Annotated in this window: 19 protein-coding genes; 7 read left to right on the forward strand and 12 right to left on the reverse strand. The window is 63.3% G+C overall.

Annotation, left to right across the window (positions count from 1 at the left end; all coding sequences use genetic code 11):
• Window positions 1–21: 21 nt before the first annotated feature.
• Window positions 22–2,121, forward strand: a complete 2,100-nt coding sequence (locus tag CKO35_RS11160; protein WP_200176057.1) for an EAL domain-containing response regulator — start codon at window positions 22–24, stop codon at window positions 2,119–2,121.
• Window positions 2,122–2,265: 144 nt separating this feature from the next.
• Here CKO35_RS11160 and htpX read toward each other — a convergent pair whose 3' ends face one another.
• The 4 genes from htpX to parE form a co-directional block, all read right to left on the reverse strand.
• Window positions 2,266–3,156 (reverse strand): protease HtpX, encoded by an 891-nt coding sequence (gene htpX, locus CKO35_RS11165; protein WP_200176059.1) that lies wholly within the window; start codon window positions 3,154–3,156, stop codon window positions 2,266–2,268.
• Window positions 3,157–3,290: 134 nt separating this feature from the next.
• A complete protein-coding gene (gene parC, locus CKO35_RS11170; protein ID WP_200176061.1) occupies window positions 3,291–5,543 on the reverse strand; it encodes a DNA topoisomerase IV subunit A in 2,253 nt (750 codons plus the stop codon).
• Window positions 5,544–5,580: 37 nt separating this feature from the next.
• Entirely contained in the window at window positions 5,581–5,814 is a 234-nt protein-coding gene (locus CKO35_RS11175) for a hypothetical protein (protein WP_200176063.1), read from the reverse strand.
• A gap of 54 nt (window positions 5,815–5,868) precedes the next feature.
• A complete protein-coding gene (gene parE, locus CKO35_RS11180) occupies window positions 5,869–7,761 on the reverse strand; it encodes a DNA topoisomerase IV subunit B (protein WP_200176065.1) in 1,893 nt (630 codons plus the stop codon).
• A gap of 293 nt (window positions 7,762–8,054) precedes the next feature.
• Here parE and trxA point away from each other — a divergent pair, with 293 nt between their 5' ends.
• Window positions 8,055–8,918 carry a thioredoxin gene (gene trxA, locus CKO35_RS11185; protein WP_200176067.1) on the forward strand — a complete coding sequence of 288 codons (864 nt, stop codon included), beginning with the start codon at window positions 8,055–8,057 and terminating at the stop codon, window positions 8,916–8,918.
• Between the two features lie 52 nt (window positions 8,919–8,970).
• On the opposite strand, the gene CKO35_RS11190 is transcribed toward trxA, so the two are convergent.
• The 5 genes from CKO35_RS11190 to CKO35_RS11210 all read right to left on the reverse strand — a co-directional run bounded on the left by CKO35_RS11190 (window position 8,971) and on the right by CKO35_RS11210 (window position 13,448).
• Complete coding sequence (locus CKO35_RS11190; RefSeq protein WP_200176069.1) at window positions 8,971–9,708, reverse strand: DsbC family protein; 738 nt, start codon at window positions 9,706–9,708, stop codon at window positions 8,971–8,973.
• Between the two features lie 145 nt (window positions 9,709–9,853).
• Window positions 9,854–10,759: a site-specific tyrosine recombinase XerD gene (gene xerD / locus CKO35_RS11195; RefSeq protein ID WP_200176071.1), complete on the reverse strand. Its 906-nt coding sequence runs from the start codon at window positions 10,757–10,759 to the stop codon at window positions 9,854–9,856.
• Window positions 10,760–10,762: 3 nt separating this feature from the next.
• A complete protein-coding gene (locus CKO35_RS11200; RefSeq protein WP_200176073.1) occupies window positions 10,763–11,557 on the reverse strand; it encodes a slipin family protein in 795 nt (264 codons plus the stop codon).
• Window positions 11,554–13,056 (reverse strand): NfeD family protein, encoded by a 1,503-nt coding sequence (locus CKO35_RS11205; RefSeq protein ID WP_200176074.1) that lies wholly within the window; start codon window positions 13,054–13,056, stop codon window positions 11,554–11,556. The genes CKO35_RS11200 and CKO35_RS11205 overlap by 4 nt, the downstream gene beginning before the upstream one ends.
• A 5-nt stretch (window positions 13,057–13,061) precedes the next feature.
• On the reverse strand, window positions 13,062–13,448 hold the full coding sequence (locus tag CKO35_RS11210; RefSeq protein WP_200176076.1) for a PilZ domain-containing protein: 387 nt from the start codon (window positions 13,446–13,448) through the stop codon (window positions 13,062–13,064).
• A 174-nt stretch (window positions 13,449–13,622) separates the two neighbouring features.
• Here CKO35_RS11210 and CKO35_RS11215 point away from each other — a divergent pair, with 174 nt between their 5' ends.
• Complete coding sequence (locus CKO35_RS11215; protein WP_200176078.1) at window positions 13,623–14,144, forward strand: RDD family protein; 522 nt, start codon at window positions 13,623–13,625, stop codon at window positions 14,142–14,144.
• 6 nt (window positions 14,145–14,150) lie between these two features.
• On the opposite strand, the gene lptG is transcribed toward CKO35_RS11215, so the two are convergent.
• The gene (gene lptG / locus CKO35_RS11220; protein WP_200176080.1) at window positions 14,151–15,212 is read right to left on the reverse strand and encodes an LPS export ABC transporter permease LptG; all 1,062 of its coding nucleotides are present in this window, start codon (window positions 15,210–15,212) and stop codon (window positions 14,151–14,153) included.
• Complete coding sequence (gene lptF / locus CKO35_RS11225) at window positions 15,209–16,321, reverse strand: LPS export ABC transporter permease LptF (RefSeq protein WP_200176082.1); 1,113 nt, start codon at window positions 16,319–16,321, stop codon at window positions 15,209–15,211. Before lptF ends, lptG begins: the two co-directional genes overlap by 4 nt.
• Before the next feature lie 155 nt (window positions 16,322–16,476).
• On the opposite strand from lptF, the gene CKO35_RS11230 reads away from it, so the two are divergent.
• The 4 genes from CKO35_RS11230 (at window position 16,477) to cowN (ending at window position 21,758) form a co-directional block, all read left to right on the forward strand.
• Window positions 16,477–17,970, forward strand: coding sequence for a leucyl aminopeptidase (locus CKO35_RS11230; RefSeq protein ID WP_200176084.1), 1,494 nt, complete (start codon window positions 16,477–16,479; stop codon window positions 17,968–17,970).
• A gap of 22 nt (window positions 17,971–17,992) precedes the next feature.
• The gene (locus tag CKO35_RS11235; protein ID WP_200176086.1) at window positions 17,993–18,415 is read left to right on the forward strand and encodes a DNA polymerase III subunit chi; all 423 of its coding nucleotides are present in this window, start codon (window positions 17,993–17,995) and stop codon (window positions 18,413–18,415) included.
• Window positions 18,416–18,477: 62 nt separating this feature from the next.
• Window positions 18,478–21,240, forward strand: a complete 2,763-nt coding sequence (locus CKO35_RS11240) for a valine--tRNA ligase (RefSeq protein ID WP_200176093.1) — start codon at window positions 18,478–18,480, stop codon at window positions 21,238–21,240.
• A 215-nt stretch (window positions 21,241–21,455) separates the two neighbouring features.
• Window positions 21,456–21,758, forward strand: coding sequence for a N(2)-fixation sustaining protein CowN (gene cowN, locus CKO35_RS11245; RefSeq protein WP_200176095.1), 303 nt, complete (start codon window positions 21,456–21,458; stop codon window positions 21,756–21,758).
• 68 nt (window positions 21,759–21,826) lie between these two features.
• Here the strand turns inward: cowN and CKO35_RS11250 are convergent, their stop codons facing one another.
• The gene (locus CKO35_RS11250) at window positions 21,827–23,416 is read right to left on the reverse strand and encodes an ABC-F family ATPase (protein ID WP_200176102.1); all 1,590 of its coding nucleotides are present in this window, start codon (window positions 23,414–23,416) and stop codon (window positions 21,827–21,829) included.
• Window positions 23,417–23,587 lie beyond the last annotated feature (171 nt).

Here is a 23,587-nt window from a genome sequence, read left to right on the forward strand (position 1 = left end):
TGTTCTCAGGACAGGCACTGAATGGACAACCTACTACGCCTACTCATCATCGATGACGACCTCAATGATGCCGAGATGGTGGTCAGCACCCTCAAGTCTGCCGGTTTGGCAGTCAGAGCGGAACGGGCCGAAGATGAAGAGGACCTTCTTGGAAAGCTGAAAAATCACACTCCGGATGTGATCATCTGCGCCCTTGGACATCCCAGCCTGTCTCTCGACAAGGTCATCCAGAGCAGCCGGCAAATGGGGCGTCATGCCCCGGTGGTAGCCGTCGCCACCAGCCCGGAAACCGACATTGTCGAATGTCTGGAATCCGGCGCCCATGACATGGTTCCCAAGAACCAGCTGGACCATCTTCGTCTGGTCGTGATACGGGCACTCACATTTCAGCATCAGTGGCGCTCCCTCAAGACGCTCGAATCCGCCCTGAGGGAGTCGGAACGGCGAAGCAAGATGCTGCTGGAAAGCTCCAGGGACGCCATTGCCTATGTTCACGAAGGCATGCATCTGTACGCCAATCCCGCATATCTTGAACTGTTCGGTTTCACCGACATGGATGAGATCGAAGGCATCCCCATCATGGACATGGTCGTTCGCGAGGACCAGCCAAGACTGAAGGAGCTGTTGCGCAAGTATGATCAGGGCCAGGACATGGAACTGACTGCCGACACGACCTCGCAGCCGCAGTCCATGCAACTGAAAAACCTTTCAGGTGAAAATTTTTCCGCACAGATGGATTTCAGTCACGCCATCATTGACGGGGAACCCTGCATCCAGATCATCATCGGTGCCGGCAAGGGCGAGAACACCATCGAGTTGGAAAAGAAACTCAACTACCTCTCCCAACGAGATCTCATCACCGGCCTGTACAACCGCCAGTATTTCCTCGAACGTGTACAACAGGCCCTGGGGCAGGCAACCCAGGGCAAGTCCAATGCCACCCTCATCGAGCTTGCCGTTGACCAGTTCAACAACATCCGGGATCTGGTCGGGGTCGCCGGAGCGGATCTGGTGCTCAGCGACCTGGGCAAACTGCTGGAGGATGCCTGCGGATCTTCCGACATCGTGGCCAGACTCGAAGGACAGGCCTACGGCATTCTCAGCCCACGCTGGGAAATGCAGGAGATCGCCCAGTTCACCCAGGACCTGCTCGGCCAGATCTCGCAACACCTGTGCGAGGTGGAAGGCCGTTCCATCAGCTTTACCGCCTCAATCGGTGCCGTGCAGATCGATGAAAATGCCCCGGATATCGATGAACTACTTTCCCGGTCACATAAAGCCTGTGAAGAAGCAGCGGCATCCGGGGGCAATCGAACAGTCATCTACCAGCCTCAGGAAGGCGAGATGACCCAAAAGCAGCTTGATGAAACCTGGTCAGGAAGAATTCTGGACGCGATGCAAAGCAACCGCCTGATCATGTTCTTCCAGCCCATCATCAGTCTTCATGGTGAAGCCGGTGAACGCTATGAAGTCTCCATGCACATGCTGAATGAATCGGGCGAGGCCATAGACCCCAACGAATTCATGCCCAGCGCCGAACGCACAAGCATGGCTCGGGATCTGGATCAGTGGGTCATCAGCCAGGCCCTGGGCACCCTGGCGACACAGCGCAAGGCCGGCAAAGACACCATTTTCTTCATCAGGCTCACCCGAAGCACCCTCCTGGACCCGGGCATGGCACCCTGGATAGCGGATCAGTTCAAGGAACACCGGCTGCCGGCGGAATGCGTGGTATTCCAGATCAAGGTTGGCACGGTTGTCGCCCATCTCAAGCAGACCCGTGACCTGGTCAAGTCGCTCAAGAGCATCCATTGCCAGTTCGTGCTCGATGACTTCGGCATCGGGCTGAATCCCTTCCAGATCCTGCAACATATCCCGGCCGACTATCTTAAGGTTGATGCATCATATACGGAAAATCTGCTCAAGAACCTTGAAGATCAGGACGTGCTGAAGCACCTCACGGATACGGCCCATGCCCAGGGCAAGATGATCATTGCCCAGCAGGTGGAAGACGCAGCCACACTCTCCGTACTCTGGGGAATGGGCGTCAACTTCATTCAGGGCAACTTCCTGCAACCACCCTCCGGCGCCCTGGAATACGACTTCTCGTCCATGGGCTGAAAAGTCGGGCATGTAAACCGACTCTCCCTCTTCTTCACGGGAAAAAAAGATGATGAGGGGCCTTGGCAACAAGCCGTGGCTTAGGCCCCCTCATCCCCTGCCCCTCTCCCCCGAGGGGAGGAGAAGGGAGGGGCACAGTGGAGGTCAGCGACCGCCGGCCTTGAGGGCCATGATGCGCTCTTCCAGCGGGGGGTGGGTCATGAACAGCTTCTTGATCCCCTGCCCCATGCCGCCACGGATGCCGAAAGCCTGCATCTGGTCGGGCATCTGGCTGGGCTGCCCCTGGGCGGCACGCAGACGCTCCAGAGCGGCGATCATCTTCTCGCGGCTGGCCAGTTTGGCGCCCCCTTCGTCGGCACGGAATTCCCGCTGACGGGAGAACCACATGACGATGATGGAGGCCAGGATGGCCAGGATGATTTCCGCCACGATGGTGGTCACCCAGAAGGCCGGGCCGTGGCCTTCCTCGTTCTTGAACACCACCCGGTCCACAAGGTGACCGATGACGCGGGCCAGGAAGATCACAAAGGTGTTGATCACCCCCTGAATCAGGGCCAGGGTAACCATGTCGCCGTTGGCTACGTGAGCCACTTCGTGCCCCAGAACAGCCTCCACTTCATCCCGGTTCATGTTGTGCATGAGGCCGGTGCTCACGGCCACCAGGGCATTGTTCCTGCTCATGCCGGTGGCGAAGGCGTTGGGGTCCGGTGAATCGAAGATGCCCACTTCCGGCATGCCGATACCGGCCTGCTGGGCCTGACGGCGCACGGTCTCCACCAGCCACTGCTCCGTCTCGGTGCGAGGCTGCTCGATGACCTGCACGTTCATGGTCTTCTTGGCCATCCACTTGGAAATGGCCAGGGAGATGAAGGAACCCCCGAAGCCGAAGACGGCGGCAAAGACCAGCAGATTGCTCAGGTTCAGGTTGGTCCCTGATTCATCCAGGATGCGCTCCACTCCCAGAATCCGCAGGGTGATGCTTAACACCACGATGATGGCCAGGTTAGTGGCCAGGAACAGGGCGATGCGCTTCATGCTGTCTCCATGATCTGAAGTTGGGGTTTGTCAATGACAGGGTCCGGCGTATTAGATGGGGTTTGGCATGAAAAATTCAAGCACAAAGCTTCAGTCCGGCACATGCAGGGCATTACCCGGCTTTCGCTGGGCCGCTAAGGGATCACGGCATTGAGGGCATCCACCTTCTGGAATCCCCGGGGCAGCTTTTTGCCACGGCGCCCCCGCTCGCCCAGGTATTCCTCCAGCTCGGCGCCCTTCACCGCCTTGAACTTCTTGCCGGCCACCACATTGAGTACCTCGCCCTCCGCCACCAGGGCCGGTTCCACCATCCATTCCTCCCTCGCCTTGAGGCGGGCCGTGGGGATGTTGATGATCTTGTTGCCCTTGCCCCGGGCCATGCGGGGCAGGTCCGACAAGGGCGTGACCAGCAGGTAGCCGTCACTGGTGGCCGCCGCCAGACGCTGACGTTCCGGATCCCGAACCCGCACCGGCGGCAGCACGTTGGCCCCCTCCGGCACGGTCAGCACCACCTTGCCCGCCCGGTTGCGGGAGAGCATGTCTTCCAGTGTGCAGATAAAGCCGTAGCCATGATCGGTGGCCAGCAGGTAGAGATCTTCCGGCGCCCCCATCATCACCCCGACGAAGCGGGAACCATCCGGTGGCGACAGACGTCCGGACAGGGGCTCCCCCTGCCCCCGCGCCGACGGCAGGGTATGGGCGGCCAGGGCATAGGTGCGACCGGTGGAATCGATGAATACCGCCGGCTGGTTGCTGCGCCCCAGGGCGGCGGTCAGAAAGCCGTCACCAGCCTTGTAACTGAGTCCGGCGGCATCCACTTCATGTCCCTTGGCGGCGCGTACCCAGCCCATGCGGGAGAGCACCACGGTCAGGGGCTCCGAGGGGATCAGGGCCGACTCGTCCAGGGCCTGGGCAGCGGCCCGCTCGACGATGGGAGAGCGACGATCGTCACCGAACTTCTCCGCGTCGGCGGCGATCTCGTCACGCACCAGGTTTCTGAGCAGTTCGCTGGAACCCAGGATGGCCTGTAGCTGGTCACGCTCCCGGGACAACTCGTCCTGCTCTCCCCGGATCTTCATTTCTTCCAGCCTGGCCAGATGACGCAGCTTGAGTTCCAGGATGGCTTCGGCCTGGGCATCGGTGAGCCCGAAACGCTCCATCAGTACCGGCTTGGGCTCATCGTGCTCGCGGATGATGCGGATCACCTCGTCGATGTTCAGGTAGGCGATCAGCAAACCCGCGAGGATGTGCAGCCGTTTCTCCACCTTGTCCAGGCGCCATTGCAGGCGACGGCGCACGGTCTCGATGCGGAAGGACAACCACTCGCTCAGGAGCTGGACCAGGTTCTTCACCTGGGGTCGCCCATCCAGACCGATGACGTTCAGATTCACCCGGTAGCTGCGCTCCAGGTCCGTGGTGGCGAACAGGTGGGCCATGAGACCCGGGATGTCCACCCGGTTGGAACGGGGCGTGATCACCAGCCGGGTGGGGTGCTCATGGTCCGACTCATCCCGCAGGTCCTCCACCATGGGCAGCTTCTTGGCGTTCATCTGGGCGGCGATCTGTTCCAGCACCTTGGCCCCGGAGACCTGGTGAGGCAGGGCCGTGATGATGATGTCGCCGTTTTCCCGCTCATAGCGGGCACGCATGCGCAGACTGCCGTTGCCGGTGCGGTACAGGGCCACCAGTTCCCGACGGGGGGTGATGATCTCCGCCTCGGTGGGAAAGTCCGGCCCCTGGACATGGCGGCACAGGTCCTCCAGCGAGGCCTCGGGATGGGCCAGCAGGTGGATGCAGGCGGCGGCCACTTCCCTGAGATTATGGGGCGGGATGTCCGTGGCCATGCCGACGGCGATGCCGGTGCCGCCGTTGAGCAGCACGTTGGGCAGGCGGGCCGGCAGGACCCGGGGCTCTTCCAGGGTGCCGTCGAAGTTGGGCACCCAGTCGGCGGTCCCCTGCCCCAGTTCCGACAGCAGCAACTGGGCATAGGGGGAAAGCCGGGCCTCGGTGTAGCGCATGGCGGCAAAGGACTTGGGATCGTCCGGCGAGCCCCAGTTACCCTGGCCGTCCACGAAGGGATAGCGTGAGGAGAAGGGCTGGGCCAGCAGCACCATGGCCTCATAGCAGGCGGAATCACCATGGGGATGGAACTTGCCCAGCACGTCCCCCACGGTACGGGCGGACTTCTTGTGCTTGGAAACGGCAGACAGGCCCAGCTCGCTCATGGCGTAGATGATGCGCCGCTGCACGGGCTTGAGCCCGTCCCCCACATGGGGCAGGGCCCGGTCCAGGATGACGTACATGGAGTAGTCCAGGTACGCCTTCTCCGTAAAGGTCTTGAGCGGCAGGCGCTCGACGCCTTCCAGGTTCAGATCGTAATTGCTCATGAATGTCCGTCGATTGCGGGCAAGGAATGGGGAAGCTTCAGTCCTCTTCGGACTTCATGTCCCGCAGGTACAGCCAGCCCATGGGGATCATCAGCAGATAGCCGCCCACGGTGAGTATCCAGGCGTAGCCCGGGAAGCGCCAGGCCGGGGGATACATCCCCCCCATACCGGCGGTGGCCAGTTCCATGATGCCCACCATGGCCATGATGATGCCCGCGAAACTGAGCAGGATCAGCGCCAGGCGCTTTCCGAATCCGATGGGTGTTGCCATTTCAAGCTCCTGTTTCCGTGTGAGTCCCGCACTGGGTGCGGCACTCTGAATCACTCAGATCACTTCGGCCAGGTGGCCCTTGCTCTCCAGCCAGCCCTTGCGGTCCGCCGCCCGCTTCTTGGCCAGCAGCATGTCCAGCAGGGCATCGGTCCCGTCCCCGTCATCCAGGGTGAGCTGGACCAGACGGCGGGTATCCGGGGCCATGGTGGTCTCCCGCAGCTGCAGCGGGTTCATCTCGCCCAGGCCCTTGAAGCGGGTCACCGCCACCTTGCCCTTCTTCTTCTCCGCCGCAATGCGTTGCAACATCCCCTGCTTCTCCTCCTCGTCCAGGGCGTAGAAGATCTCCTTGCCCACGTCGATGCGGAACAGGGGCGGCATGGCCACGTACACCCGCCCCTGGGCCACCAGCGGACGGAAATGACGCAGGAACAGGGCACACAGCAGGGTTGCGATGTGGGCACCGTCGGAGTCCGCGTCCGCCAGGATGCAGACCTTGCCGTAACGCAGGTCCTTCAGGTCCGCGGAACCGGGATTCACGCCGATGGCCACGCTGATGTCATGAATCTCCTGGGAGCCAAGGACCTGGTCCGGGTCCACCTCCCAGGCGTTGAGGATCTTGCCCCGCAGGGGCATGATGGCCTGAAACTCCCGGTCACGGGCCTGCTTGGCGCTGCCGCCGGCGGAATCCCCTTCCACCAGGAACAGTTCGGTCCGCGCCAGATCCTGGGCCGCGCAGTCGGCCAGCTTGCCGGGCAGGGTCGGCCCCTGGGTCACCTTCTTGCGCACCACCTTCTTGCCGGCCCGCAACCGGCGCTGGGCCGATGAGATGGCCAGTTCGGCGATGCGCTCCCCCGCCGCCGGATGCTGGTTCAACCACAGGCTGAAACTGTCCTTGACCACGCCGGACACGAACGGTGCCGCCTCCCGGGAGGACAGGCGCTCCTTGGTCTGCCCGGCGAACTGGGGGTCGAGCATCTTGAAGGACAGGATGTAGGACACCCCGTCCCAGACATCCTCGGGAGCCAGCTTGACACCCCGGGGAATCAGATTGCGAAACTCGCAAAATTCCCGCACCGCGTCGGTCAGGCCGGTGCGCAGACCATTCACATGGGTACCACCCTGGGCGGTGGGGATCAGGTTCACGTAGCTCTCGGCCACGCCCTCGCCCCCCTCCGGCAGCCAGACCACGGCCCAGTCCACGGCGTCCGTGTCGCCGGAGATGCTGCCCATGAAGGGCTCTTCGGGAAAGATTTCCGCCCCCTGCAGTGCCTCCATGAGGTAGTCCTTCAGGCCCGCCTCGTAACACCAGTCACAGCGCTCGCCGGTGACTTCGTCATGAAAGGACATGGCCAGGCCGGGACAGAGCACCGCCTTGGCCCTCAGCACATGCTTGAGCCGGGGCACCGAGAATTTCGGGCTGTCGAAATATTTGGGATCGGGCCAGAAGCGCAGCATGGTGCCGGTGTTGCGACGGCCCACCTCCCCCACCACCTTCAGGTCACTGAGTTTGTGACCATCGGCAAAGGCCATGTGATGTTCCCTGCCGTCACGGCGAATCCAGACTTCCAGCTTCAGGGACAGGGCATTGACCACGGAGACCCCCACCCCGTGCAGGCCGCCGGAGAACTTGTAGCTCTTGTTGGAGAATTTGCCGCCCGCGTGCAGGGTGCCCAGGATCACCTCCACACCGGGCCGCTTTTCCTTGGGGTGCAGGTCCACGGGCATGCCGCGGCCGTCGTCGGTGACCGACAGGGAGCCGTCGCCGTGGAGCACCACGTCGATGCGTCCGGCGTGGCCGGCAAGGGCCTCGTCCACGGAGTTGTCGATCACCTCCTGGGCCATGTGATTGGGCCGGGTGGTGTCGGTATACATGCCCGGGCGCTTGCGCACCGGGTCCAGTCCGGAGAGGACTTCGATATCTGAGGCGGTATAGGAACTGGCGCTCATGCGCAATACTTCCGGCTGCAAAGGCGCGCCTAATGTATGAAACATCACAACAAGTTACAAGCGCGTGGCGGGAAGGCCCCTTGAAACAGAACGGCGGGTGCCCCAACAATGGGAAGGAAGCAGTGACCAATGCCTCTGCCGTCACTCCCGCGAAAGCGGGAGCCCGGAGCGTTCAGTCCTTGACTGGATTCCCGCTTGTGCGGGAATGACGTGACAGCCGATGGGCCTGTCAGCCTGGAACCCTCATCACAATGGGTCACCCACCCTACCTACAACCACAGGATCTTCTACCCATGAGCCTCTCCCCCTTCGTCGTCGATGTCACGGAAGCCAACTTCCAGCAAGTGGTGATCGAAGGTTCCCGCAAGCATCTGGTGCTGGTGGACTTCTGGGCCGACTGGTGCCAGCCCTGCAAGATGCTGCTGCCCCTGCTTTCGGCCCTGGCAGAGGAGCATGGCGGCACATTCGTACTGGCCAAGGTGAACAGCGACCGGGAACAGGGACTGGCCATGGAACACGGCGTGCGCAGCATCCCCACGGTGATCTTCTACCAGAACGGCAAGCCGGTGGATCAGTTCATGGGCATGCAGCCCGAATCCGCCATTCGCGCACAGTTGAAAAAATACCTGCCCGGCCCCGAGGCGCGGTTACAGGCAGAGGCCCGGACAGCCCTGGAGGCGGGTGATGCACCCCGGGCGGTGACACTGCTGGAGGAAGCATTGCAAAACCACCCTGACCGCCAGGCCCTCAAGATCGATCTGGCCGATGCCCTGATGCGGGCCGGGCGGGTGGATGAGGCGGAAACCGCCATCAAGACCCTGCCCATGGATCTCTATGAGCAGGAGGCGGTGCGCCAGATGGAAGCCCGGCTCCATTTTGCCCGGACGGCCGGGCAGCCGGAGAGCCTGTCGGGCCTGGAAAAAAGACTGGAAACCGAGCCCGACGATCCGGAAGCCCTGCACCGGCTTGGCTGCGCGCTGATCCTCAAGGGGGAACATCAGGCCGGGCTGGAGAAGTTGCTCCATCTCATGCGCAAGCACCGCAAGTATGGCGATGATGCCGGCCACAAGGCCCTGCTGGCGGCTTTCGAACTGCTGGGGGCCAGACACCCCCTGGTGAATGAGTACCGGCGCAGGATGATGGCACTGATGTACTGATCCCGGCAAAACCCCTCTCCCCGTGGGGAGAGGGGCGGAAGTACAGGGGGGATCACTGCCCTGCGGATTTCACATGCCGGATCATCTCCATGATGTCACCGGCCGGGCGATAGCCGGGGATCAGATCGCCACTTTCCAGCAGGATGGCAGGGGTGCCGTTGACGCCCATCATCTGCCCCATGATCACATGCTCCATGACCGGCGTTTCACAGGTCTTTTCTTCCACATTCTTGCCGTCCTTGACCTGATCCATGGCCTTGGCCCGGTCATCGGCACACCAGATACCCACCATCTTGCGGAAGGTGGGGCTGCCCTCGCCGGAACGGGGGAACATGGCATAACGTACCTTGACACCCTGCTCGGTCAGTGCCGGCACTTCTTCATGCAGGCGGCGGCAATAGGGACAGTCCACATCGGTGAACACGGTGATGACGTGTTCGGTTCGACCCTTGGGGGCATAGACCACCATGCCGGATTCATCCATTTCGGTCAGCATCTCCCGGCGTCCCAGGGAACGGGAGGCCGCCGTCAGGCTGCGGCGGGTATCCAGCTCCACCAGTTCACCATCCAGAACATACTGGCCATCCGCGCTGATATAGAACAACTGGGCCCCGTATCTCACCTCATAGAGTCCCTTCACCGGCGTTTCCTGAATACTGCTGGGTTCGGCATTGGGCACCAGCAGGGAGACCCGCTCCTTGAGCTGACTCAGGGTCTGTGTGTCGGCGCCGGCCATGGCAGGAATCGCCAACAGGGCGACAAGGACAAGGGGAAAACCGTATCTGTGCATGTAAAATGACTCTTTGGTGATGTTTGACTATCGCTGTAAACCGCAGCGCTGTCAGGGTATGACAAGGCAGGACAACATTCGATCCCCTGGCAACGGCATGAGATACATCAAAGGGGGGCCATGGTAGCGGGAACCGGCAGCGGGTTCACCCCCTGGGGTGATGGGTGGCGTGCAGGTCCTTGAGGCGTTCCGTTGCCACATGGGTATAGATCTGGGTGGTGGACAGGCTGGAATGGCCCAGCAACATCTGCACCACCCGCAGGTCTGCCCCGTGATTGAGCAGATGGGTGGCAAAGGCGTGGCGCAGGGTATGGGGCGACAGGTGCTTGTGAATCCCCGCGCTTTGCGCATGACGTTTGATCAGATACCAGAAGGCCTGCCGGGTCATGCCCTCTCCCCTGCGGGTGACGAACAGTGACTCCGACTGGCCATGCCCCTGCATCAGTGCCGGCCTGCCCTCTGCCAGATAACGCTCCAGCCAGTCCATGGCCTCCTCTCCCAGGGGAACCAACCGTTCCTTGCCGCCCTTGCCCTGGGTACGCACCACCCCATGACGACGGCTCACCTGTCCCAAGCGCAGCCCCACCAGTTCAGAAACCCGCAGCCCGGTGGCGTAAAGCACTTCCAGCATGGCCCGGTCACGCAGGCCGTTGGTGTCCTCCACGTCCGGAGCGGCCAGCAGGGCCTCCACTTCCGCCTCGGTGAGGGTATCGGGCAGCGGCCGTCCCAGTTTGGGGGCATCGATACGGGCAGTGGGATCGTCGCGGACCTGGCCCGCCTGGAGCAAAAAACCGTAGAAACGACGCAGGGTGGAGAGCAACCGTGCCATGCTGCGCGGCTTGGCCCCGGCCTCCAGGCGTTGCGCCAGATAGGCCAGCAACCATCCCCGATCCGCGCCGGTCAGGGATGCGCCTTCCGCCTCCAGGTACCGGGCCAGACCGCTCAGATCGGCCCGATAGGCCGTCAGGGTGTGCTGACTCAGGCCTTCCTGCATCCATAACGTATCAAGAAACCGGTCGATGACCGGCTGATCCTTGAGTCCTTCCGCCACGAATCAACCCTTGTTCTCGTCCTGCTGTTTCGACACCACCCGGGGCAGACCGTCCTCCACCAGCCCCTTGAAGGCGCTCAACAGATCCATCGGGAAGGGGAAGATCACGGTAGAGGCATTCTTGTTACCCATGTCGCCCATGGTCTGCAGATAACGCAACTGCAGGGCATGGGGACTTTTGGCAAGGATGTCGGAAGCCTCGGTCAGTTTCACCGCCGCCTGCAGCTCCCCTTCGGCGTGGATCACCTTGGCCCGCCGCTCGCGCTCGGCCTCCGCCTGGCGGGCAATGGCGCGGATCATGCTCTCGTTGAGATCCACATGCTTGATCTCCACGTTGGCCACCTTGATGCCCCAGGCATCGGTCTGGCTGTCCAGGATGCTCTGGATGTCGTCGTTGAGCTTGTCTCGCTCGGAAAGCATTTCATCCAGGTCGTGCTTGCCCAGCACGGAGCGCAGGGTGGTCTGGGCCAGCTGGCTGGTGGCGTTGTTGTAGTCCTCCACCTGGATGATGGCCTTGGCGGGGTCCACCACCCGGAAATAGAGCACCGCGTTCACCCGAACGGTGACGTTGTCCTGGGAAATCACGTCCTGGCTGGGCACGTCCAGGGTGATGACCCGCAGGTCCACCCGGACCATCTGTTGAATGCCGGGAATGACGATGATCAGCCCCGGCCCCTTGACCGACTGGAATCGTCCCAGAAAGAAGATGACGCCCCGTTCATACTCCGGAAGGATCCGGATGGACATCACCAGAAAGCCGAGAATCAGGCCCAGTGGGACCAATAGCGCGGTGATCATGATGTAGCAGCTCCTGTCGTGATGGTCTTGTCGGAGACGGGCTCGACGGTCAGCGTCAACCCGTCGATGGACTTGACATGGACGGTATCTCCCTTGGCCAGGGGGACATCGCAGCGGGCCAGCCAGGATTCGCTATGCACCCAGACCCGGCCGCTGCCGCCGGAGAAATTCTTCATGACGGTGCCGGTGGCGCCGATGAGTTCTTCCCGACCGGTGGTGACCTGGCGCCTGCGGATGCCCACCAGCTTGCCCAGCACCCACATCAGGAAGATGGCGGAGACCAGCGCCGTTCCAGCCACCAGGGGGAGGGAGATGTGCAGGTTGGCCTCATCCACCAGGATGATGGACCCCACCACGAAGGCGGCGATGCCGCCAAAGCCCAGGATGCCGAAACTGGGCAGGAAGGCCTCGGCAATCATGAAGACGATGCCCAGGAAGATCAGGGCCAGACCGGCGTAATTGATGGGCAGCACCTGGAAGGCATAGAGGGCCAGCACCAGACAGATGGCCCCCACCACCCCGGGGAAGATGTTGCCGGGATTGGCCAGCTCGAAGATGATGCCGTAGATGCCCACCAGCATCAGGATGTAGGCGATGTTGGGATTGGTGATCACTGCCAGCAGGCGTGTGCGCCAGTCGGGTGCCAGTTCCACCAGCTGCAGATTTTCGGTGTTGAGTTCACGTTCACCCACCTCCAGCTTCACCACCCGGCCATGGATCTGCCCGAGCAGATCCTCCAGGCTTTCGGCCACCACGTCGATGACGTTCTTTTCCAGGGCATCGCTGGCGGTCAGGCTCACCGCCTCGCGCACGGCCTCCTCGGCCCAGTCCGCATTGCGACCCCGCAGTTCCGCCAGTCCGCGGATGTAGGCCACCGCGTCCTCCAGCACCTTGCGTTCCATGGCCGTGGCGCCCCGGCGGGGCCGCGGCCTGGTTTCCTCCTCGGCGTCGGCCTCCCCGGCGACCGATTCCCGTGCCTCCTCATGGGTTACGTCGTCTGCCGTCACATCCAGGCGCCGGTCGGACTCGCCGCCGGGCCGCTCCTGGGGCTCGTCGGGCATGCCCGGCATCCCGCCCACCTGCACCGGCGTGGCCGACCCCAGGTTGGTGGCGGGGGCCATGGCGGCAATGTGACTGGCATAGAGCAGATAGGTGCCGGCACTGGCCGCCCTGGCGCCGGAAGGCGATACATAGGTGACGACGGGGACGGGCGAAGACAAGATGCCCTTGATCATGTCGCGCATGGCAGTGTCCAGACCGCCGGGGGTGTCCATGCGCACCACCACCACCTCGGCATTGCGCTCCCGCGCCTTTTCCAGTCCACGCACGAAATAATCACTGGTGGCCGGTCCGATGGCGCCCTCCACGTTCAGGATCAGGGCGATCCGTCCCTCCTGGGCCTGGCTCACGAAGGCCAACCCGCCGCCCAGGCACAACAGCAGGCACCATAGCATCAGCCGGGCCGGGAGTGATCGGGACGAACGGAAGGATCGGAGCATGGTTGTCACGACGAATGGACCTCGTACAGTGCGGCCAGGTCACGTTCCAGCAGGGATTTGTCACCCAGATTGAGTTCTACCAGACGTTTGAGATGCTGGGCGCTCTCCAGTTCCATCTGTGTGATCCGAAGCCCCAGATCCCGGCCGTCCAGGCGCTGAAACTGCACCATGAGCAGGATGTCCAGATCCTCCGCCAGGGGCACCCGCAGATAGGCGTATTCGCCCAGTCGCCGCTGCGACATGGGCCGGGGTGTTCGCACCAGCACCCCCTGCAGGGAAAGATCCACCAACTCCACCGGGGTCTCGTCCGGCGACTCCAGGGTCATATAGGCCACGCCCTTGAAGCTGACCCGATGAAAATGCCGCCGTTCCTGATTCTGTTCTTCGCTCATGGGGGCCTCATCGCATGCGCATCGCGGGGGATCCGGTCATCCACCGATCTCCCACGAGTATAAGACCGCGCCGGGTGCTTTGCTGAAAAGCCCACAGCCGGGGCTATAATGCCCGCCCATCCCGCGGCTTCATCAATTCCCCCAAAACACGCACCTTCGCAGCCGGAACTTGCCATGACCGACGCCCAGACACCCGCTCCCCTCCAGCCCATCGGCATCCTGCGCCGCCTGGCCTGCCTCATCTATGAGAGCATGCTGCTCCTGGCCGTACTCATGCTGACCGCGCTGGGTGCCACCCTGTTGACCGGTCTTACCGAGGAACACCCGCTGTTTCCGCTGTTCACCCTGTTCATCCTGTGCGTGACCTTTCTCTATTTCGGCTGGTTCTGGACCCGGGGAGGTGTTTCCCTGGCCATGCAGACCTGGCGCATTCAGCTGGTGGGCAGGCGGGGACAGGCCGTGACCTGGATGCACGCCATGCGCCGTTTCCTGGTGGCCCTGCTGCAGTGGGTGGTGATCCTGGCCGGTCTGCAGGCCTGGCGCACCGGCCTGTGGCCGGTGGCGCTGGGGGTGCTGGTGGCGGTGGCCGCCGGGCTGATCTGGACCTGGCGCCACCCGCAGAAGCTCATGCTCCATGACCTGCTCTCGGACACCCGCCTGGTACGCCTGCCGGATCACAAGAAAACCGGGGGCTGAGCAGGGCTAACGCACCCGCCGCAAGGCCCACAGGGCCACCAGCAGGAATACCGTCAGCGGCAGCACGGCGCTGAGGAAGGGGGGAATCCCGTACACCAGCCCCATATGGTTGAGGGTCCGGTTGAGCAGGTGGAATCCCACCCCGATCAGGATGCCGATGAACAACCGCTGTCCCGCCCCGCCGGTGCGCAGGGAACCGAAGATGAAGGGTATCGCCAGCAGCAGCATCACCAGACTGGACAACGGGGTGGTAAAGCGGGTCCAGAAGGCCAGCTCGTAGGGAGCCGACTCCAGGTTGTTATCCCGCAGATAGCTGATATAGCGGGCCAGCGCCCAGGCGGACATCTGCCTGGGCTCCACCACGATGACGTCAAACAGCTCGGGGGCCAGCAACCGGTCCCACCGCTCCGTGGCCACCCGTTCCGCCTGGACGCCCGTGGGCGAAACACGGCTTCGCACCACGTCCTCCATGACCCAGGCGCCCTCCCGGTAACGGGCCTGACCCGCCTGGACCGACTCCACCAGGCGTCCGGTATCGTCGAACCGGTAGATGCGCAGATCCTGCAACCGCAACCCCGGCATGATGGTGCGGACATTCAGGAACCGGTCGCCATCCCTGGCCCAGAGGCCGCCACTGCCCACATGGACCTGATCGGAATGGGAAAAGGTGCGCAGACTCTGGGCCTGGCGCTCCGCGGCCGGTGCCACCACCTCCCCCAGCAGCACCGCCGCCAGCATCATGACCAGTCCGGCCTGCAACACGGCCTTGACGATACGGGAAACAGACAATCCGGCCGCCCGCATGGCGGTGAGTTCGCTGTTCTCGGCGGCGGTACCCAGGCTCAACAGGGTGCCCAGCAGCACCGCGGTGGGAAACAGCTCATAGAGCCGACGGGGAATGGTAAGGGCCGTGTAAGTCACGGCCTGGATCCAGCCGTAGGCCCCCTGCCCCACATCATCCAGTTCGCCGATGAAGGTGAAAGCCACATCCAGCGCGGTCAGCACCAGCAGGGCCAGCAGGGTACCGCCAACCACCTGCCGGGCAATATAGAGGCGCAGGATCATCATGCCGACACCTCCCGGCGGCGCCAGACGATCATCATCAGCCAGCGCAGGCCGTAGCGATGCAGCAGCAGATAAACGAGCATCCCCCCCACCAGGGCATGCACCCACCACATGCCCAGCCAGGGCGGAGACACCCCGTCCGCGTACCAGGACTGGGCCATGATCTGCAACTGGGCATAGACCACGTAAACCGCCACCCCCAGGGCCAGCTTGGCAAAACGCCCCTGACGGGGCGAGGTATAGGACAGCGGCAGGGCCACCAGAGCCAGCAGCAGCATGGAGATGGGCGCGGCCAGCCGCCACTGCAGCTCGGCCCGGTAATCCAGACGGTCAGAACCCCACAGCGTCAGGGTGGGCACGTTATCCGTGCGGTTGCGCACCGACACGGCATCGGGCTCGGGCATCCTCACCCCATGGGTCTTGAATTCGATGATGCGAAAATCCAGATCCCCCGGACTGCCCTCGTAGCGGAAACCGTCCCGCAGCACCAGGAAACGCTGCCCCGACACCGGGTCCACCTGCTGGGTGGCGGTGCGCGCCACCACCACCTCGGTCCGGTCAGCCATGCGGCGCTGGATGAAGACGTTGTTCATGGTGCGGCGCTCGTCGGAGAAAGACTCCACGAACAGCACCACACCGCCGAAACCGGCGCGGGTGAACCGGCCCGGCGTGACCCCCATGAGATCGGAGCGCTGACTCGCCTCGGCACGGATCTGATCCACCATCAGGGAGGTCTGGGGCGACACGAACAGGGACAGGAAGGCCAGGATCAGGGTCAGCGGCAGGGCCAGGATGAGAATGGTCCTGTACAGACGCCCATACCCCACCCCGGAGGCCATCAGGGCGGCCATCTCGCTGTCCTTGTAGAGCCGGCCCAGGGAGAGCATCAGCGCCAGAAACAGTGAAACGGGCAACAGCAGGATCAGCCCGTTGAACGTGCCCAGGATCAGGATGGGGGGCAGCACATCGCCGGGGATGCGGCCCTCGGCCGCCTCCCGCAGCAGCCGGGCCAGCACGCCGCCCATGATGATCAGCAGCAGCACCAGGGTCACGGCAAGCTGGGTGAACAGCATCTCCCGGACCAGATAACGGTCGAGCACCTTCAGGCGCATGCCGTCACCGCGGCCCCGGCGCCCCGGGCGCCTGTTGGTGAAGAGAACGGATTTTCCATAGAATGGATAAACTCTTGTCAGTCATGGGCAGGCTGATGAGCACGGCCCTTGCCCTGCCCTCACCATCCCCCACCCAGTTTCTCCCGAGGAACGGCATGGAATTCACAGTCGAAAGCACCCATCCCGCACAACAGCGCAGCGCCTGCATCATCGCAGGGGTGTTCGAGCGCCGGAAGCTCTCCGCCGCCGCCAAGGCCCTGGACGAGGCCACCGGCGGCGCCATCAGCGCCCTGGTCAAGCGGGGCGACATGGACGGCGAGCGCGGGCAGTGCCTGTGGCTGCATCACGTCCCCAATGATCTGGCGGACCGGATTCTGCTGATCGGCTGCGGCAAGGAACGGGAGTTCGGCGAAGCCGCCTTCCGCCAGGTCACCGCCGCCATGGTGGGCGCCCTGCGCCGGACCGGTGCCGACCAGGTGCATAATTATCTCACGGATCTGCCGGTCAAGGGACATGACCTGGAATGGAAGCTGGTGCAGAGCGTGCTGGTGGTGGAAGACGGCCTTTACCGATTCGATGAATTCAAGAGCGGCAAGAAATCCGACCTGGTCGCCCTCAAGCGCATGGTCCTCAACGTGGCGGACGCCAAGGACCTGGAAGCCGGCGCCAATGCCATGGCCCGGGCCTCCGCCACCGCCCTGGGCATGGCCCTGACCCGGGATCTGGCCAACCGTCCCGGCAACGTCTGCACCCCCACCCACCTGGCGGAACAGGCCCGACAGCTCAAAAAGGCCTACAAGGACCTGAAACTGGAAGTGCTGGACGAGGAAGAAATGGAGAAGCTGGGCATGGGCGCCCTGCTGGCGGTCTCCCGGGGGTCCGAACAGCCGGCGAAACTCATCGTCATGGACTATCGGGGCGGTAAAAAGAGCGACAAGCCGGTGGTCCTGGTGGGCAAGGGCATCACCTTCGACACCGGCGGCATCTCCATCAAACCCGGCGAGGCCATGGACGAGATGAAGTTCGACATGGGCGGCGCGGCGGCGGTCATGGGCACCATGAAGGCCGTGGCCGAACTCCGCCTGCCCATGAACATCATCGGTGTCATCGCCGCCGCCGAAAACATGCCCGACGGCAAGGCCACCAAACCCGGCGATATCGTCACCACCCTCTCGGGACAGACGGTGGAGATCCTCAACACCGACGCCGAGGGCCGGCTGGTGCTGTGTGACGCCCTGACCTATGTGGAACGCTTCGACCCGGACGTGGTGGTGGACCTGGCCACGCTCACCGGCGCCTGCATCATTGCCCTGGGCCATCAGGCCTCGGCGGTGCTGGGCAACCACGGCCCGCTCATCAACGAGTTGCTGGCCGCGGGCAGGCACAGCGGCGACCGGGCCTGGGAAATGCCCCTGTGGGATGAATACCAGGAACAGCTCAAGAGCAACTTCGCCGATATGGCCAACATCGGCGGCCGGCCGGCCGGCACCATCACCGCAGCCTGTTTCCTGTCCCGGTTCACCAAGAAGTACAAGTGGGCCCACCTGGACATCGCCGGGGTGGCCTGGAAGAGCGGCAAGGAAAAGGGAGCCACCGGACGTCCGGTGCCGCTGCTGATGCAGTTCCTGGCCAGCCGGGTGAAGGACTAGACGGCGCCCCGCGGCTCACACCATGACCCGAGTCGATTTTTACACCATCAAGAGCGACCAGCCCCAGGCCCGCCTGGCCATCACCTGCCGGCTGATCCACAAGGCCTTCGGGCTGGGGCACCGGGTGCACGTGCACACCGGTTCCCCCGGCCTGTCACGGCAACTGGATGAGCTGCTGTGGACCTTCCGGGACGATGCCTTCATCCCCCACGGGATCAACCCCCAGGATCCGGACATGCCGGTGAGCATCGGCCATGACCGGGTCCCGCCCACGGCCCGGGATCTGCTGCTGAACCTGGCCGACACCGTGCCCGAAGGCTACGAAGGCTTTGCCCGAGTGGCGGAGATCGTCAACGAGGACCCCGTGGTGAAACAGGCCGGGCGCGACCGCTTCCGCTACTATCGGGAACACGGCTGCGACCTGCACCACCACCCGCTGGGATGACCACTCCCACCGAAAAGCATCATATAATCCGCCACTTTCGCCCGCACCCAGACACAGGCACCATGGACAAGACTTACGACCCCCACGCCATCGAACAAGCCATCTACCAGCAATGGGAGAGCCGCGGCTGGTTCGCCCCCGCGGGCGAGGGCACGCCCTACTGCATCATGCTGCCGCCGCCCAACGTCACCGGCACCCTGCACATGGGCCACGCCTTCCAGGACACCCTGATGGACACCCTCATCCGCTACCACCGGATGCGGGGCGACAACACCCTCTGGCAGGGCGGCACCGACCATGCGGGCATCGCCACCCAGATGGTGGTGGAACGCCAACTGGCCCGGGACGGCCAGTCCCGCCATGATCTGGGCCGGAAGGCCTTCCTGGAGAAGGTCTGGGAATGGCGGGACCACTCCGGCAACCAGATCCAGCAACAGCTGCGTCGCCTGGGCACCTCCATCGACTGGCACCGGGAGCGCTTCACCATGGATGCCGGCCTGTCCCGGGCGGTAACCGAGGTCTTCGTGCGCCTGTACGAGGAAGGCCTGATCTATCGCGGCAAGCGCCTGGTGAACTGGGACCCGGTGCTGCACACCGCCGTTTCCGACCTGGAGGTCATCTCCGAGGAAGAACAGGGCAAACTCTGGCACCTGCGCTACCCCCTGAGCGACGGCTCCGGTCATCTGGTGGTGGCCACCACCCGCCCGGAAACCATGCTGGGGGATACCGCCGTGGCGGTGAATCCGGAGGATGAACGCTATCGCCACCTCATCGGCAAAACCGTCACCCTGCCCCTCACCGGCCGCGAAATCCCCGTGATCGCCGACGACTACGTGGACCCGGAATTCGGTTCCGGCTGCGTGAAGATCACCCCCGCCCACGATTTCAACGACTACGCCGTGGGTGGCCGGCACGATCTGCCCATGATCAACATCTTCACCGTGGATGCCCGCATCAACGATGCCGCGCCCGAAGCCTACCGCGGACTGGACCGCTACGACGCCCGCCGACAGGTCATCGCCGACCTGGAGGCCCAGGGCCTGCTGGAGCGCATCGACGACCACAAGCTCATGGTGCCCCGGGGTGACCGCAGCGGCGCCGTCATCGAACCCTTCCTCACCGACCAGTGGTACGTGAAGGCCGCGCCCCTGGCCGAACCCGCCATCCGGGCAGTGGAGGACGGCCGCATCCGCTTCGTGCCCGAGAACTGGAGCAAGACCTACTTCGAGTGGATGCGCAACATCGAGGACTGGTGCATCTCCCGCCAGATCTGGTGGGGTCACCGCATCCCCGCCTGGTACGACGAGGCCGGCAACATCTACGTGGGCGAGGACGAGGCCGCCGTGCGCCGCAAGCACCGGCTGGGGGACGAGGTACACCTGACCCAGGACCCGGACGTACTGGACACCTGGTTCAGCTCCGCCCTGTGGCCCTTCTCCACCCTGGGCTGGCCGGAGCAGACCCCGGAACTCAAGACCTTCTACCCCACCGCGGTACTGGTCACCGGCTTTGACATCATCTTCTTCTGGGTGGCCCGCATGATCATGATGGGCCTCAAGTTCATGGGCGACGTGCCGTTCCGGGAAGTCTACGTCACCGGCCTGATCCGTGACGCGGAAGGCCAGAAGATGTCCAAGTCCAAGGGCAACGTGCTCGACCCCATCGACCTCATCGACGGCATCAGCCTGGAAGACCTGCTGGCCAAGCGCACCACCGGGCTGATGCAGCCGCAGATGGAAAAGCGCATCGCCCAGGCCACCAAAAAACAGTTCCCCGACGGCATCCCCGCTTTTGGCACCGACGCCCTGCGCTTCACCCTGGCGGCCCTGGCCTCCAGCGGCCGGGACATCAAGTTCGACCTGGGCCGCATCGAAGGCTACCGCAACTTCTGCAACAAGCTGTGGAACGCCGCCCGCTACGTACTCATGAACACCGAGGGCCAGGACACGGGCCTCGGCGACGACGCGGTGGAACTGTCCCTGGCGGATCGCTGGATCACCTCCCGCCTGCAGGACACCATCGCCGAGACCCATCGCCAACTGGGGGAATACCGCTTCGACCTGGCGGCCAAGGCCCTGTACGAGTTCACCTGGTACGACTACTGCGACTGGTATCTGGAGCTGTGCAAGCCGGTGCTCACCGGCGAGGACAGCAGCGAGGCCGCCCGCCGCGGCACCCGCCGCACCCTGGTGCAGGTACTGGAAACCCTGCTGCGCCTGATGCACCCGGTGATGCCCTTCATCACCGAGGCCATCTGGCGCCAGGTGGCCCCGCTGGCCGGCGTCACCGGCGACACCCTCATGCACCGCCCCTACCCGGTGGTGGACGAAGCCCTCAAGGATGCCGGCGCCGAGCAGGAAATCGAGTGGGTGAAGACCTTCATCCTGGGCATGCGCCGCATCCGCGCCGAGATGGACATCTCCCCCGGCAAGCCCCTGCCGGTGCTGCTGGACAACTGGAAGCCGGAAGACCAGGCCCGTTTTACCGCCAACCAGGGCTTCATCCGGTTCCTGGCCAGACCCGAGTCGGTACAGTGGCTGGAAGGCGCCGAGGCCCCGGAATCCGCCATGACCCTGGTGGGCGAGATGCGCCTTTTGATCCCCCTGGCGGGCCTGATCGACAAGGACGCGGAGATCGCCCGTCTGGAAAAGGAGATCGCCAAGGTGCAGAAGAACCTGGCCCAGTGCGAGGGCAAGCTCGCCAATGCCGGCTTCGTGGAGCGCGCCCCGGCGGAAGTGGTGGCCAAGGAGCGGGAGCGGGTGGCCGAGATGGGAACGACCCTGCGGGAGCTGGAAACCCAGCTGGAGAAGATCCGGCGGCTGTGAGACCGTAGCGCTGTCAAAGCCCCTCTCCCCCAGGCGGGAGAGGGGCTGGGTGAGGGCCCCAACGCCCGGCGATCTGTCACGTTCCCTACAATCCCCCACACATCCTGCGCCCTGCCCCGAAAATTCCCTCATATTAACAGTCACTTACAAACCCATAGAAACTGGCTCGCTCCTTGCTTGATACTCAGCACAATACCGATTCAAGGAGCCCGTTAGTGACCCGTCCCAATCTCCATCCCGACGCCGCCAACGCCCGCTACATCAGTTTCAAGGACCTGGACTGCGACGGCAACGCCCGCCTGGTCATGAGCCTGATCGAGGAATACACCGCCGATCCGGCCCAACAGTCCCCCTTCTGGGAATACTTCCTGGGCAAGCGCAACCCGAAATCCGGTCCCAAACCGGACGACCTGTTCCTGATCCACGCCAACATCAATCAGATCCGCGAACTGTTCGAGGCATGCGGCGATGAAGACGCCCAGGCCCTGCTCACCTGGGTGGAAGAGGCCTGCTGCTGAGGCAGCGTCCACCCCGAGCCTGAAGGCCTGAGTAATACACGCGGGGGGCCATCAACAGTGAAAGACGCCTAGACCGCCACGCCCAACTCACGCAGATAATCATCGTAGGTGCCATTGAAATCCGTGACGCCGTTTTCGTTCAGTTCGATGATGCGTGTTGCCAGGCTGGAAACGAACTCCCGGTCATGGCTGACGAAAATCAGCGTGCCGGGGTAGTTCTCCAGGGCCAGGTTCAGCGCCTCGATGGATTCCATGTCCAGGTGGTTGGTCGGTTCGTCCATGATCATCACGTTGGGTTTCTGCAGGATCAGTTTGCCGAACAGCATACGGCCCTGCTCACCACCGGAAATCACCTTGACCGATTTGAGGATGTCATCGTTGGAAAACAGCATGCGGCCCAGGGTGCCGCGCACCAACTGATCGCCGCCGAGGGTCCACTGCGCCATCCAGTCGATCAGGGTCTCGTCGTTCTTGAAGTCGTCGGCGTGTTCCTGGGCAAAATAGCCCAGATCAGCGCTTTCAGCCCATTTGACCGTGCCGCTCATCGGCGGCAGTTCATTCACCAGGGTGCGTAGCAGTGTCGTCTTGCCGATCCCGTTGGGGCCGATGATCGCCACGCGCTCACCGGCCTCGATGTGCAGACTCAGGTTCTTGAACAACGGTTCGCCGTCGAAACCCTGGCTGACCTTGTCGAGGATCACGGCCTGGCGGTGCAGCTTCCTGTACTGATCGAAACGGATGAACGGGCTGACCCGACTCGAAGGCTTCACCTCATCCAGCTGGATCTTCTCGATCTGCCTGGCGCGGCTGGTGGCCTGCCTGGACTTGGAGGCGTTGGCCGAAAAGCGGCTGACGAAGGTCTGCAACTCGGCGATCTGCGCCTTTTTCTTCGCGTTGTCGGACAGCAGACGCTCGCGGGCCTGGGTGGCGGCCGTCATGTATTCATCGTAGTTACCGGGGAACAAGCGCAGTTCGCCGAAGTCCAGATCCGCCATGTGCGTGCAGACGCTGTTGAGAAAGTGGCGATCATGGGAAATGATGATCATGGTGCTGTTACGCGAGGTCAGAATCCCTTCCAGCCAGCGGATGGTGTTGATATCCAGATGGTTGGTCGGCTCGTCCAGCAGCAGCACTTCCGGATCGGAAAACAGCGCCTGGGCCAGCAGGACGCGCAGCTTCCAGCCGGGCGCGACCTCGCTCATGGGCCCGCTGTGCTGTGCCAGCGGAATACCCAGGCCGAGCAGCAGCTCACCGGCACGGGCTTCGGCGGTATATCCGTCCATTTCGGCAAATTCGGTTTCCAGTTCGGCCACCTTCATGCCGTCTTCTTCGCTCATTTCCGCCAGGGAATAGATGCGGTCGCGCTCGGCACGCGTCTTCCACAGCGCCTCGTGCCCCATGATCACGGTGTCCAGCACGCTGTACTTTTCATAGGCGAACTGGTCCTGGCGCAGCTTGCCCAGGCGCACGTTCGGCTCAAGCATCACCTGGCCGCTGGAAGGTTCGAGATCGCCCCCCAGGATCTTCATGAAGGTGGACTTGCCCGAGCCGTTGGCGCCGATCAGGCCGTAACGGTTACCCCGGCCAAACTTGACGGATACGTTCTCAAAGAGGGGCTTGGCCCCGAACTGCATGGTGATATTGGCGGTGGAAATCAAAAGAAATGTCCTGGGGGAAAAGGATGGTGTCGTCGCCGAACGGCGATGAGGGCCCGAAAACCGGACTGAGCATGGTACGGGCTCCGGCCCGTTATTGACAGGGTGCAAGCGAAAAGCGTTCAGGTGGCGGGGACAATCGGGCGGCGATCAGCTCGCCCCGATAATCATTGA

Source organism: Ectothiorhodospira shaposhnikovii (assembly GCF_016584105.1).
GTDB lineage: Bacteria > Pseudomonadota > Gammaproteobacteria > Ectothiorhodospirales > Ectothiorhodospiraceae > Ectothiorhodospira > Ectothiorhodospira shaposhnikovii.